The 13,161-nt window shown below is 50.4% G+C and carries 12 protein-coding genes; 7 read left to right on the top strand and 5 right to left on the bottom strand.

What is annotated here, in order from left to right; genetic code table 11:
* Positions 1-276: 276 nt before the first annotated feature.
* Entirely contained in the window at positions 277-525 is a 249-nt protein-coding gene (locus ACMV8I_RS19860; RefSeq protein ID WP_497231540.1) for a CsbD family protein, read from the top strand.
* Positions 526-594: 69 nt separating this feature from the next.
* On the opposite strand, the gene alaC is transcribed toward ACMV8I_RS19860, so the two are convergent.
* Positions 595-1,809: an alanine transaminase gene (alaC, locus tag ACMV8I_RS19855; RefSeq protein WP_498866910.1), complete on the bottom strand. Its 1,215-nt coding sequence runs from the start codon at positions 1,807-1,809 to the stop codon at positions 595-597.
* A gap of 345 nt (positions 1,810-2,154) precedes the next feature.
* Between alaC and ACMV8I_RS19850 the strand changes: the two genes are divergently transcribed.
* Complete coding sequence (locus ACMV8I_RS19850; protein WP_498866909.1) at positions 2,155-3,843, top strand: LytS/YhcK type 5TM receptor domain-containing protein; 1,689 nt, start codon at positions 2,155-2,157, stop codon at positions 3,841-3,843.
* Positions 3,840-4,577: a LytR/AlgR family response regulator transcription factor gene (locus tag ACMV8I_RS19845; protein ID WP_498866908.1), complete on the top strand. Its 738-nt coding sequence runs from the start codon at positions 3,840-3,842 to the stop codon at positions 4,575-4,577. The genes ACMV8I_RS19850 and ACMV8I_RS19845 overlap by 4 nt, the downstream gene beginning before the upstream one ends.
* A gap of 76 nt (positions 4,578-4,653) precedes the next feature.
* Here the strand turns inward: ACMV8I_RS19845 and glk are convergent, their stop codons facing one another.
* The 3 genes from glk to ACMV8I_RS19830 form a co-directional block, all read right to left on the bottom strand.
* Positions 4,654-5,625 (bottom strand): glucokinase, encoded by a 972-nt coding sequence (glk, locus tag ACMV8I_RS19840; RefSeq protein WP_498866907.1) that lies wholly within the window; start codon positions 5,623-5,625, stop codon positions 4,654-4,656.
* Positions 5,626-5,907: 282 nt separating this feature from the next.
* Positions 5,908-6,606, bottom strand: coding sequence for an aspartate/glutamate racemase family protein (locus ACMV8I_RS19835; RefSeq protein ID WP_498866906.1), 699 nt, complete (start codon positions 6,604-6,606; stop codon positions 5,908-5,910).
* 84 nt (positions 6,607-6,690) lie between these two features.
* Positions 6,691-7,179, bottom strand: coding sequence for a multidrug/biocide efflux PACE transporter (locus ACMV8I_RS19830; RefSeq protein WP_498866905.1), 489 nt, complete (start codon positions 7,177-7,179; stop codon positions 6,691-6,693).
* Positions 7,180-7,335: 156 nt separating this feature from the next.
* Here ACMV8I_RS19830 and ACMV8I_RS19825 point away from each other — a divergent pair, with 156 nt between their 5' ends.
* The 3 genes from ACMV8I_RS19825 (at position 7,336) to ACMV8I_RS19815 (ending at position 10,107) form a co-directional block, all read left to right on the top strand.
* Positions 7,336-8,220 carry a LysR family transcriptional regulator gene (locus tag ACMV8I_RS19825; protein WP_498866904.1) on the top strand — a complete coding sequence of 295 codons (885 nt, stop codon included), beginning with the start codon at positions 7,336-7,338 and terminating at the stop codon, positions 8,218-8,220.
* A 203-nt stretch (positions 8,221-8,423) separates the two neighbouring features.
* Entirely contained in the window at positions 8,424-9,413 is a 990-nt protein-coding gene (gene mgrA, locus ACMV8I_RS19820; protein ID WP_498866903.1) for an L-glyceraldehyde 3-phosphate reductase, read from the top strand.
* A 268-nt stretch (positions 9,414-9,681) separates the two neighbouring features.
* Positions 9,682-10,107, top strand: a complete 426-nt coding sequence (locus ACMV8I_RS19815; protein ID WP_498866902.1) for a DUF2502 domain-containing protein — start codon at positions 9,682-9,684, stop codon at positions 10,105-10,107.
* A gap of 66 nt (positions 10,108-10,173) precedes the next feature.
* Here ACMV8I_RS19815 and ACMV8I_RS19810 read toward each other — a convergent pair whose 3' ends face one another.
* On the bottom strand, positions 10,174-11,403 hold the full coding sequence (locus tag ACMV8I_RS19810) for an Nramp family divalent metal transporter (protein ID WP_498866901.1): 1,230 nt from the start codon (positions 11,401-11,403) through the stop codon (positions 10,174-10,176).
* Positions 11,404-11,845: 442 nt separating this feature from the next.
* Here ACMV8I_RS19810 and ACMV8I_RS19805 point away from each other — a divergent pair, with 442 nt between their 5' ends.
* Positions 11,846-13,033 (top strand): NupC/NupG family nucleoside CNT transporter, encoded by a 1,188-nt coding sequence (locus ACMV8I_RS19805; RefSeq protein WP_498866900.1) that lies wholly within the window; start codon positions 11,846-11,848, stop codon positions 13,031-13,033.
* The last annotated feature ends 128 nt before the right edge of the window (positions 13,034-13,161 follow it).

Here is a 13,161-nt window from a genome sequence, read left to right as displayed (position 1 = left end):
AAGATCGCAATGCGCTATAAAAAGAATTTCAATTATATGCTCGGCTACAGAACAGGCTGACTCTGCATTGCAGGTTTTTTCAGTGGGGTAATGGGTGCCGTGTTGGCAGGACTGTCTCAGACGCTGTTTGTTACCTAATGTTAACCACAGCCATTTTTCCGATAGCTATGGTCTATAGTTGTGGATGAATAAAACAGAAACATGACAGATACATGATTGATTCAATACGAGAGTCGGGTGTACCTCATTCCCCCTCGCAGACAAAAGGAAGTGCTTATGTTTGATAAAGCGAAAGATAAAGTTGAAGAAATGGTAGGTAAAGGTCAGGAAGAGTTTGGCCGTGTAACGCAGGATCGTGATTTGCAGGCTGAAGGCATCGTTCGCAAAAATCTTTCCCAGGCGTCTTACGCGGTAAATGATGCCGTCGACACCGTGAAGCGTCAGACCTCTGACAACCCGGTTCCGGCTCTGCTGATCGCTGCCGGTGTGGGTTTCCTGCTGGCAAAGTTGATCGGCCGTAGATAATCAGTGTCTCTGATGCGTTAAGCAAAAAGCCCTCGTTTGAGGGCTTTTTTAATGGCGACATTTCAGCTTTCACACCTTAGGAGGCAGTATTCCGTCGGTGCGGAACATCGCTTTAATGCCGCGCACGGCCTGGCGGATACGGTCCTGATTTTCGATCAAGGCAAAGCGCACGTGGGTGTCGCCGTAGTCGCCGAAACCGATGCCAGGTGAGACACAGACTTTGGCGTCGGCCAGCAAGCGTTTGGCAAACTCCAGTGAGCCTAAATGTGCGTAAGCAGGCGGAATTTTCGCCCAGACGTACATTGCCGCTTTCGGGTTATCCACCATCCAGCCCGCTTCGTGCAGGCCGCGAACCAGTACATTCCGGCGTTGGCGGTACTGCTCAGCGATATCTTTTACGCACTGCTGATCGCCTTCCAGCGCAGCGATGGCAGCCACCTGCAATGGCGTGAAGGTGCCGTAATCGTGGTAACTTTTGATACGAGCCAGCGCATTAACCAGTTCAGGGTTACCGACCATAAAGCCGATACGCCAGCCTGCCATATTATAACTTTTCGATAGCGTGAAAAATTCTACTGCAATGTCTTTGGCACCCGGCACTTGCATGATTGACGGCGCTTTCCAGCCATCGTAAACAATGTCGGCGTAGGCCAAATCATGAATAACCAGTACATCATACTGTTTAGCCAGCGCCACTACGCGCTCAAAAAAGTCGAGTTCAACACACTGGCCGGTCGGGTTGGATGGGAAACCAAGGATCATCATTTTCGGACGAGGAATGGTTTCGCGGATCGCGCGTTCCAGCTCGGCGAAGAAGTCTACACCTTCGGTCAGCGGCACAGAGCGTACCTGCGCACCGGCAATGACAGCGCCATAAATATGAATCGGATAGCTTGGGTTAGGCACCAGTACGGTGTCACCGTGATCCAAGGTAGCCAGCATCAGGTGCGCCAGCCCCTCTTTGGAACCGATGGTGACAATGGCTTCGCTTTCCGGGTCAATCTCTACCTGATAGCGGTCGGCATACCAGCGGGAAATAGCCCGGCGCAGGCGCGGAATACCACGCGAGGTAGAGTAACCGTGGGTGTCTTCGCGCTGTGCGACCTGCACCAGCTTTTCGACAATGTGCGGTGGCGTCGGACCGTCCGGGTTGCCCATACTGAAATCGATAATATCTTCGCCGCGACGTCGCGCAGCCATTTTCAATTCAGCGGTGATGTTAAAAACATAAGGTGGAAGGCGGTCGATACGTGAAAAACGACGCGGTGAACGGGAGTCAGCCATAAATTCCTCGAGGATACGTGAGCGCCCGGACCGTCCGAGCGACGCTGACCGCTGCTGCGGTCCTTAATGAACATATCGCAGACGGAAAAAACTGTCGAGTCCTTGAGTAACATATTTATAACCTTGCTGACCGGAGCAGGAGTCAGCCCCTTTCATCAGGAAACGACGCTTCTTCAACACCCGCCGAAGAGCGCCATTGCCCTTCACCACGCTGACCTGCAAACGGTCATATGACTTATGGTTTTACCCCTTCAAAATCCCTACAATAATGGTCTTATTCTCATTACAGCGAATGAAGCGTCCTGATCATTACGCGTTGTAAAACCACAACCCAGAGAGCCTGACGTGCCACACGTTTTTGAGATGTTGCTGGCGGTCTTTGACCGTGCAGCCCTGATGTTGATCTGCCTGTTCTTCCTGACCCGCACCCGTCTGTTTCGCCGGTTGTTACAGAAAGAGAGCCATAACCATACTCCGCTGGAGCTGGCGGCGGTCACGGCGATTTTTTCCCTGTTTGCCATTTTTGGGACGTTATCAGGGATCAATGTTGAAGGCTCGTTGATTAACGTGCGCACCATCGCCATTATGTCCGGCGGTATTCTGTTCGGACCGTGGGTGGGTATTATCACCGGCGTGATTTCGGGGTCTCACCGTTTTCTGATCGACATTAATGGCCCGACCTCTCTTCCCTGTTTGATCACCAGTATTACTGCCGGTTGCCTGTCGGGTTATATCAATCTTAACGTCAAAAAAATACACCACTGGAAAGTCGGTATTGCCGCCGGGATGCTGTGTGAAGCGCTGACCATGGTACTTATTCTGCTGATGGCAAAACCGTTTTCGCTGGGTCTGGATATTGTCATGAATATCGCCGCACCACTGATTCTGGGCGCCAGTTCGATCGGGCTCATCGTGCTGCTGGTGCAAAGCGTGGAAGATGAAAAAGAGGTGATCGCCGCCCGCCAGGCAAGGCTGGCGCTGGATATCGCTAACAAGACGCTGCCGTACTTTCGTAATGTAAAGGGCCCTAATATTAATGCTGAATCCCTGGCGACGATTTGCAACATTATCCGTCAGGATATCGATGCTGACGCCGTGGCGATCACCGACACCAAAAATATTCTGGCCTACGTCGGCGTCGGCGCCGAGAAGTACAATATTGGTCATGAAACCCTCAGCGATATCACCAAACTGACGATGGAGAAGGGTAAAATCACCATCAAAAATAATGATGAGATGGACCGCACACCGCAGATCCACTCGCTCATAATCATCCCGCTGTGGGAAAAAGGGGTAGTAACAGGCTCACTGAAAATCTATTACTGCCACGCGCACCGCATCACCTATTCGCTGAAGGTCATGGCCATCGGACTGTCACAGATTATTTCTACACAAATGGAGGTATCACGAGCCGAGCAACTGCGAGAAATGGCGAATAAAGCCGAAATGCGCGCACTGCAAAGTAAAATTAACCCCCATTTTTTGTTTAACGCGCTGAATGCGATTTCATCGTCGATCCGCGTTCGCCCCGATACCGCCCGCCAGTTGATCATCAATCTGTCGCGCTATTTACGCTATAACCTCGAGCTAAATGACGAGCTTATCGATCTGCGTAAAGAGTTACATCAGGTGCAGGATTACATCGCCATTGAACAGGCGCGTTTTGGCAGTAAGCTGACGGTTATTTATGATATCGATGATGATATTTCGGTACCGATACCCAGTCTGCTGATCCAGCCACTGGTGGAAAATGCGATTGTTCACGGTATTCAACCTTGTAGCGGTAAAGGTGTGGTGGTGATTGCCGTCAAACACAGTGGCGACAATATTAAGGTGTCGGTCAAAGATACCGGCCACGGCATTAATCAGGAAACCATTGAGCGCGTTGCCTCCAGCGAGATGCCTGGCAATAAGATTGGCCTGCTGAATGTGCACCAACGCGTTTCGTTACTCTACGGTCAGGGTTTGCAGATCCGTCGTTTGGAACCCGGCACCGAGATTTCATTTTTGATCACCCGGGATAAAACCGCATGAAAGCTATCATTGTTGAAGATGAGGTCCTCGCCCAGGAGGAGCTGAGCTATCTGATCAAGGCACACAGCAGTATTCACATTGAAGCTACTTTCGATGACGGGCTGGAGGTACTGAGGTATCTGCAAACACATGAAGTGGATGCGATTTTTCTCGATATCAGTATTCCTTCACTCGACGGCGTCCTGCTGGCGCAAAATATCAGTAAATTTGCTCATAAACCTTACATCGTGTTTATCACCGCCTACAAAGAGCATGCCGCTGAAGCCTTCGAAATCGAAGCCTTTGATTACATTCTCAAGCCGTATCATGAGTCACGCATTGTCACCATGCTGCAAAAACTCGAATCACATTTTAAGCGTGACACACAGGAACAGACCCAGACCGCCCCGAGCAGCAACCGCGTCAGCCGCAGCATTAATCTGATCAAAGATGAGCGGATCATCGTCACTGACATCAACGATATCTACTACGCGGCCGCACAGGAGAAGGTCACGCAGGTATTTACCCGCAAGGAGGAGTTCGCCATGCCGATGAACATCAGCGAATTGTGTAACCGCCTGCCGGAGGAACATTTTTTCCGCTGTCACCGTTCATACTGCGTGAATTTATCGAAGATCCGCGAAATTGTGCCCTGGTTTAACAACACCTACCTTTTGCGCTTGAGTGATTTGGATTTTGAAGTGCCGGTGAGTCGTAGCAAGGTGAAAGAGTTCAGGCAACTGATGCGATTTTAGGGCCAGAAGAATGCGGTTCACCAGTAGTGAAGAACCGCAAGACATACCCACAATCATTGCCCTGACCGCCAGAGCCTCAAGGACGAAGGGTATGGCCCATTGATTGACGCAGATAAGCACCGGCTCCGAGCAAACCGGGTTGATCATGGCTGATCAGGTAAACCGGGATATCCACCAGGTAATCCTTAAAGCGCCCTTTGTCTTCAAAAGCGGCCCGGAAACCGGAGGCTTTAAAGAATTCCAGGAAGCGCGGCACAATGCCACCGGCGATATAAACCCCTCCGAAGGTGCCCATAGTCAGCGCCAGATTGCCGCCAAAGCGCCCCATGATCACGCAAAAAAGCGCAAGCGCACGGCGACAGTCGATATCATCTTCGCCCAACCCACGCTCTGTTACATCCTTCGGTACCAGATTTTCAGGTACGCGGTTGTCCGATTTGACGATAGCGCGGTATAGATTCACCAGTCCCGGTCCTGAGAGAATACGCTCGGCAGAGACGTGGCCCATCTCAGTACGCAACTGTTCGAGGATCATATCTTCCTCTTCACTGTTCGGCGCGAAGTCAACGTGACCGCCCTCGCCCGGCAGGCTCAGCCAGCGTTTATCGGCATGAATCAGATGCGCTACACCAAGCCCGGTACCGGCGCCATAAATCACCGCAGGTTTGCCATCGATGGGTTTTTTACCGCCAAACTGCAATAAATCCTTCTCCTGCAACATCGGGATCGCCATGGATACCGCAGTAAAATCATTGATCACGTCGAGGTGATCCAGTTTCAGACCCGCTTTCATTTCCTCGATGGAAAATGCCCAGGTATGGTTAGTCATCGCCACCCAGTCGCCAGTGATTGGACAGGCAATCGCGATACAGGCATGCTTCACCTCCTGGTGTTGCTGCCCGAGATAAACCCGCGCCACATCTTCAAGGCTATCGTAGTCCAGACCAGAAAAGGTCTTGGCTGCGGTGATCTCGCCGCTGTCCAGCGCACACAATGCCAGACGACAGTTGGTACCGCCGACATCCCCCACCAGCGAGTATTGAGTCATTTTATTCTCCGGATAAAGTAAATTCTTGATCCTGCTGGATATTGCGACAGGACAAAACCCATAAAGCCGTTATTATCAATCGTGATGGATGTTCAAAAATCACCCGCAGGGCGATAAAAGATCGCATAATTGTGAGGGCAAAATAGCGGGAATTGCCATAGGCTGCAACGCCGATTTGAACCGACGTGCATTTAGGCAGATTTCATTTAGAGATACTTGATTGAGATTAATATCGCCGTCGGCCAGATTGTTAGCCATGATGATAGAAACGGTTCCGCAGTATTATGAAGAAGATAGCGCATATTCCGCCGCTGCCAGGGCGTGAATGGCGGTGGTGTCGAATACCGGTACCATCGCATCTGGCGTCCCCACCAGCAAGCTGATTTCAGTACAACCCAAGATAATCCCCTCAACGCCCTGCTGTTCTAATTGACTAATAACCCTGCGGTACTCTTCACGTGACGCATCACGGATTTCACCAAGGCACAGCTCTTCATAAATAATGCGATGCAAAATATCTCGGTCAGCCTCATCAGGCGTCACCACTTCAATTTGATGTTTATCCTGCAAACGTCCGCGATAGAAATCCTGCTCCATAGTGAATTTAGTGCCCAGCAACCCGATGCGTTTTAAACCCTGTTGTTTGATTTTCTCAGCCGTGGCATCGGCAATATGCAGCAGAGGTAAACCGCCTCTATGTTCGATATCGTCGGCCACTTTATGCATAGTGTTGGTACAGACTACGATAACCTCTGCGCCCGCGCGCGCCAGAGCCTGGGCAGCCTCACCTAGGAGTTTCCCGGCCTGTTGCCAGTCTCCTTTGGCCTGCAACTGCTCTATTTCATAGAAGTCGACGCTATGCAAAAACAGCTTGGCAGAATGTAATCCGCCAAGCTGTTGTTTGATGTGCTCATTGATGGTGCGGTAATAGGTTACTGTGGATTCCCAACTCATGCCGCCGATCAGGCCTAACGTTTTCATCTGCTGAACCTTATGGTTGCTCTTATCCTCGAAAGAATAAGAACATAACCGAGGCGCAGCCCGCTGACAATTCAAGTGTTAAAATTAATGCCTGGCTGAACAATGCTTCGCGGACTTTTCGCGGCTGGCACTTTTACGGTCAATGAAGCGCTGACGTAGCGTGTCGTACACCCAGTTATAAACAATAGTGTATGGCAGGAAGAACAGGAAGAAACCCATCTCCAGCATCAACGCATTCAGCAGTGAAATTCCGAGCCAACCCGCCGCAATGGGTAAACCGATCAAAATGAACCCGCCTTCAAAACCCAGCGCATGACACACCCGTACTTTCATGGTGCGGGTGATACGGCTCACCGGCCACAGACGATCAAAAGTCCAGTTATAAACGATGTTCCACACCATCGCGGTGGTCGAAAGCAGGATAGCCAGCGTCCCCATCTCAAATAGGGATTTATTTAACAGCCATGCCGCGGCGGGAGCGGAAATCAGGACCGCCAATGCCTCAAAACCGACAGCGTGCAAAATGCGTTCGCCAAAAGATTTTTTAGACGTATTTTTTGAATTCATTGACATAAAGACCTGCCATTTTCCGTTGTTGTCTTACAAATTTAAGCAGTGACGGCTGTCACACAGGCCGCCATTATCATCGTTAAATAAGATGGGTAAAAGATAGTTAATATCGATAAAATAGATGGATTGATTTCTGACAACCCGAGGTGAGAGGCAGCGATGCGTTATTCCCCCGAAGCATTAATGGCCTTTGTCGAAGCGGCCGACACCGGATCTTTTTCCGCAGCCGCGCGCAAATTACGTAAAAGTCAGTCAACCGTCAGTACCGCAATTGCCAATCTTGAGGTCGATTTAGGCCTGACTCTGTTTGACCGCCGTAGCCGCCAGCCGGTACTCACCGCGCAGGGAGAACGCGTGCTGAATCATGTTCAGGCGATCCTGGCGGCCAGCGAGCGTCTGGATGAACTGGCGATCCGCCTCTCCACGCAAGTCGAAACGCAGCTGACGTTTGTGTTGTCTGACACCTATCAGCCGACCCATCATGAGAGTCTGCTTAAACGTTTTGAACTACGCTATCCGGATATCGAGTTCGAGTGTCTGATCGCCGAAGATCAGGATGTCATTGACCTGTTGCAGACTGGGCGCGCGCATATTGGTATGTTGGAAGTCCAGGATGCTTACCCACCGGACATCGGTGTCGCCCGCTTGCCGGAACAGACTGATATGGATATCTTCGTCAGCCGCGAACACCCGCTGGCACAGCTTGCCAATATTCAGCCAGAGCAACTGCACACCTTCCGCCAACTGATCCTGCAGCCTTACCGACGCACGGAAACCCGCGCACCGGGGCAAACCTGGTCCGCACCGAGTTATTTGATGTTACTGGAGATGGCCGAACAAGGATTTGGCTGGTCGATTTTGCCGCACTGGCTGGTACGACAATTTGGCCATAATAAGCTGGTGACGCTGCCGATGCGCGGCTGGCCGAAACTGATTTCAGTTGATGCTGTCTGGAGCAAAAACAATCAACCAGGACCTGCAGGCAGTTGGTTCATCGACCAGCTTATCGATCCGCATCTGGGCGATATAAACCCAAAAGCGTAATGGCCGCACGACCAGACTGAATCACAGGAATAAGCCAGCTTAACCATAGCGCTAACTAATAAAAGGAATGCTCTGAAAGCCGGTTATCAGGCGTGACTGTGATCGCGTTATCTGGCAAAAGATGTGAAAACGCATACACTAAAACGACTTTTCACTCTGTTCTCTGCCAGCACATCACGCTGATTAAAATAATAAGGACTCCTATGATTTACCAGGCCAGCCCTACCCGTTACGACACCATGGAATATCGACGCTGTGGTCACAGTGGCCTCAAGTTGCCCGCCATTTCTCTCGGTCTGTGGCACAATTTTGGTGATAATGCGCACTTCGACAATGGTCGAAATCTGATTCGCCATGCGTTTGATCACGGCATTACCCATTTCGATTTAGCCAATAATTATGGCCCACCTCCGGGTTCGGCTGAAGAGCACTTTGGCCGAATTCTGAAGGAAGATTTATTGCCTTATCGCGATGAATTGATCATCTCCTCAAAGGCCGGTTACACCATGTGGGAGGGGCCTTACGGTGACTGGGGCTCGAAGAAGTATTTGGTCGCCAGCCTGAATCAGAGTCTGAAACGTATGGGGCTGGATTACGTCGATATCTTCTATCATCACCGCCCGGATCCTGACACACCATTGGAAGAGACCATGGCCGCGCTAGACCTGATTGTCCGCCAGGGCAAGGCGCTGTACGTTGGCCTGTCGAACTATCCGGCTGAGCGCGCCAAACAGGCGTTTGAGATCCTGCAGAAACTCGGTACGCCGTGCCTTATTCATCAGCCAAAATATTCGATGTTTGAACGCTGGGTTGAAGCCGATTTACTCGATACTCTGGCGCAGAACGGCGTCGGCTCAATTGCCTTTTCACCCCTCGCCGGTGGCGTATTGACAGATCGATATCTGGCCGGTATTCCGCAGGATTCACGCGCTGCGAGCGACAGTAAATTCCTGACCAGCGATCAGTTGACCGATGAGAAGCTGGAGAAAGTCCGCAAGCTGAATTCTATTGCCGAAGCACGCGGTCAGAAGCTGTCACAGATGGCGCTGGCCTGGGTATTACGTGGGGATAAGGTGACATCTGTATTGATAGGCGCCAGCAAAACCAGCCAAATCGATGATGCAGTCGGCATGGTTGCCAACCGCCATTTCAGCGAAAAAGAGCTGGCCGATATCGAAGCGATTTTGGTGTAAACGATTACAGTGAGTGTGGCTTAATTTTGCTCCAAAAATCTTTCGAGTTGCATCAAGGCGGCAACTGAATGAGTCCCCCAGAGCTTACTCTGGTAAGTGACTGGGGGTGATTGGAGGCAGCCAACGCTGATGCGGCTTGAATGATTTTTGGGATGTAAGTATTTCGTTAAACTGGGTAAATCATTCAAAACAGGATTGCAGGCAATAGAACTGATGTCGTCTTCGCCTTATAACTGTTACCAGATATTATAAGGAATCAGGAGGCGACATGTTAAAGCCTTTCATTGTTGGAACATTATTGTTTGCCCTGCTCCCTGCCGCAGCACCTGCTGTACAGGCCAGCAGTTTTAGTCTCAATACACCGGGCCTTTCGATCAATATTGGTGACCGCGATCGCCGCGGTTATTACTGGGATGGCTATGACTGGCGTGATTCTGGTTGGTGGAATAACCACCGCGGACGCTACTACGGTGAACGCAGTCATCGAGGTTATTACTGGGATGGCGGCCGTTGGCGCGATCGTGGCTGGTGGGACAACCGTTCCCCCCATCGTCCACCGCCACCGCCGCGTTACTATGGGCGCCCGCATTACGACAATGGACATCATGGGCATGGCGACGATCGTCGCCGCGGTCCGGATCGCGGGCATGACAGACAGGGTGATCAACGTGGCGATCGTGACCATCGCCGTTAATCCGCAAAGATCACAGACATAAAAGGGACAGTTTGCACTGTCCCGTTTTTTTGCTCCATCCTTGCTTTATTTCAGCATGCCAATCAATAGATAGAAATTGAGGCTGATAACAATCAGCACGATAAGACGCCCCGCCCACTGAATTGTTTTCGAGTTCACCATATCACCCATCAGATCACGGTTACCCGTAAAGGCCAATAATGGTAGCAATGCCAGCGCAATCCCAAAACTTAACAACACCTGACTCATGACCAAAATTCGGGTCGCGTCCAGCCCCATCAATATCACAATAAAAGAAGGCAGCATCGTAACGGTGCGGCGCACCCAGATCGGAATGTAGAATTTAACAAACCCCTGCATGACGACCTGCCCGGCCAGCGTGCCGACGACGGTGGAGGAAAGTCCGGCAGCAACTAAGCTCAAACCGAAGGTGATGGCGGCGGCATTGCCGAGCAAAGGTTGCAGAGTGAGATAGGCCTGATCGAGTTCGCTGATGCCACTGTGTCCGCTGAAGTGAAACGCGGCAGCGGCGGTGGCCATCATCGCCAGATTGACGAAACCAGCGATAGTCATAGCAATGCTGACATCCAGCTTGGTGGCAGAATAGCGCTGCTCTTTCGACGCTTTCCCTCCCCGTTGGGTGAGTGACGAGTGCAGATAGATCACGTGCGGCATGATGGTCGCCCCAAGGACTCCAGCGGCAAGATAAACCGCATCCCCCGACGGCAGGCTCGGGATCAACATCCCTTTTCCTAATTCCACCATATTAGGCTGCGAGAAAAACAGTTCGACAATATAAGCTGCCGCCACAAACAGCAGTAAACCTGCAATCACCCATTCCAGCGGCTTCTGGCCGCGTTTTTGCAGAGCAAGAATGATAAAGGTCGCAATACCGGTCAGTACCGCACCCTGCAGCAGCGAGACGCCTAATAAAAGTTTGAAACCTATCGCCGCGCCGATAAACTCAGCCAGATCGGTCGCCATGGCAATGATTTCAGCCTGCACCCAATAGGCCCAGACGGCAGGACGGGGAAAGCGATCGCGAATATGTTCGGCCAGATTTTTACCGGTAGCGATACCTAATTTGGCAGAAAGTAGCTGGATTAACATTGCCATGATATTCGCCCATACCACCACCCACAGCAACCGGTAGCCAAAGGAGGCACCGGCCTGGATGTTGGTAGCGAAATTACCCGGATCGATATATCCGATGGCGGCAATAAAAGCGGGGCCCATCAGAGAGAGCTTAATTTTGCGGGAGGCGCGGCCGGAGGACTCGACACGGCTGTTCGGCATATCAGTTAACCTTACTTTTTTTACGGTTACGGCAATCACATCTAAATAATAATGATTATCAAGTTCATTTAGATTGATCTAAGTGATTTCTCTGATAGGCATGACGCTAGTGAGGTAGTATCTACCGGGCCTTCTGATGCGCCCCTTCCAACAACATACGTTTCCAGAAACGCGTATTTTTAACAATTTATCTGCCAGCTTCTTTAACAACGTAAAACAGATAACTATCCCGTTTCAGTACGCATTACGGCGGATAATAAAGCTAGCACAGTAGCTCCAGATGTGCCTGTTTTTCTAACATCTTGATGTTTTGTGTCATCCGCTCACAAATGTTGCAATTGATGTCTGTAATTTCTATATTTGCAAGCCACTTCACGTTTTAAATGTACGCGTTACATAAAATGTCCGTCGAAATATAGCCTGCCTCTAATTTGGAGCACCCATGTCCCATATATTGCACTTTGTATTAGCGTTGGCCGTTGTGGCTGCACTCGCTTTACTGGCGAGCCGTGATCGGAAAAGTATCCGTTTACGTTTCATCGTTCAGCTGTTAGTCATCGAAGTTCTTTTAGCCTATTTCTTCCTGAACTCATCAATTGGTTTAGGTTTTGTGCAAGGCTTCTCAAACATGTTTGAGAAATTATTAGGCTTCGCGGCGGAAGGGACCGGCTTCGTGTTTGGAGGCATGAGCGATAAAGGATTAGCGTTCTTCTTCTTGAAAGTCTTGTGCCCGATCGTGTTTATTTCTGCACTGATCGGTATTTTACAACACATTCGTGTACTGCCTTTCGTCATCCGTATCATCGGTACGGTGCTGTCGAAAATTAATGGCATGGGAAAGCTGGAATCTTTCAACGCCATCAGTTCCCTGATTTTGGGCCAGTCAGAAAACTTTATCGCATATAAAGATATTCTGGGCAAAATGTCAGAAAAACGCATGTACACCATGGCAGCTACTGCAATGTCGACGGTTTCGATGTCGATTGTCGGTGCTTACATGACCATGCTTGAGCCACGCTTTGTGGTTGCCGCTCTGGTCCTCAACATGTTCAGTACCTTTATCGTACTGTCACTGATCAACCCTTATAAAGTTGATTCAGAAGAAGACCTGCAAATCGGCAATACCCATCAGGGTCAGAGTTTCTTTGAAATGCTGGGTGAATACATTCTGGCAGGCTTCAAAGTAGCTATCATCGTTGCAGCCATGTTGATTGGTTTCATCGCATTGATTTCCTGCCTGAATGCGTTGTTCGACGTTGTATTCGGTATCACCTTCCAGGGCGTGCTGGGTTATGTCTTCTATCCATTCGCATGGATGATGGGCGTACCTAGCCACGAAGCCTTGCAAGTTGGCAGCATGATGGCAACCAAACTGGTTTCTAACGAATTTGTTGCGATGTTAGATCTTCAGAAAGTGGCTGCCGATTTGTCACCACGAAGCGTGGGCATTCTGTCCGTGTTCCTGGTGTCTTTCGCCAACTTCTCCTCGATTGGTATCGTTGCAGGGGCTATCAAAGGCCTGAACGAACATCAGGGCAACGTAGTTTCCCGCTTCGGCCTGAAACTGCTGTACGGCTCAACCTTGGTGAGCGTACTGTCTGCTTCTATCGCAGGTCTGGTTCTGGCATAAGTGGCAGTCGGCGTGAAGAGGTAAAAGTAATGATAAAAAAGGCGCTTCGGCGCCTTTTTTACGCCTGTGATTTGCCGCAATAGCAAAGGTAAGACAGCAAAAAAGGACTAACGCCAGAAAGCAAAAAA

The organism is Ewingella sp. S1.OA.A_B6, from assembly GCF_049889095.1.
Lineage (GTDB): Bacteria > Pseudomonadota > Gammaproteobacteria > Enterobacterales > Enterobacteriaceae > Ewingella.
Note: the sequence above shows the minus strand (reverse complement) of the source record. Positions and strands in the feature narration are given on the sequence as shown.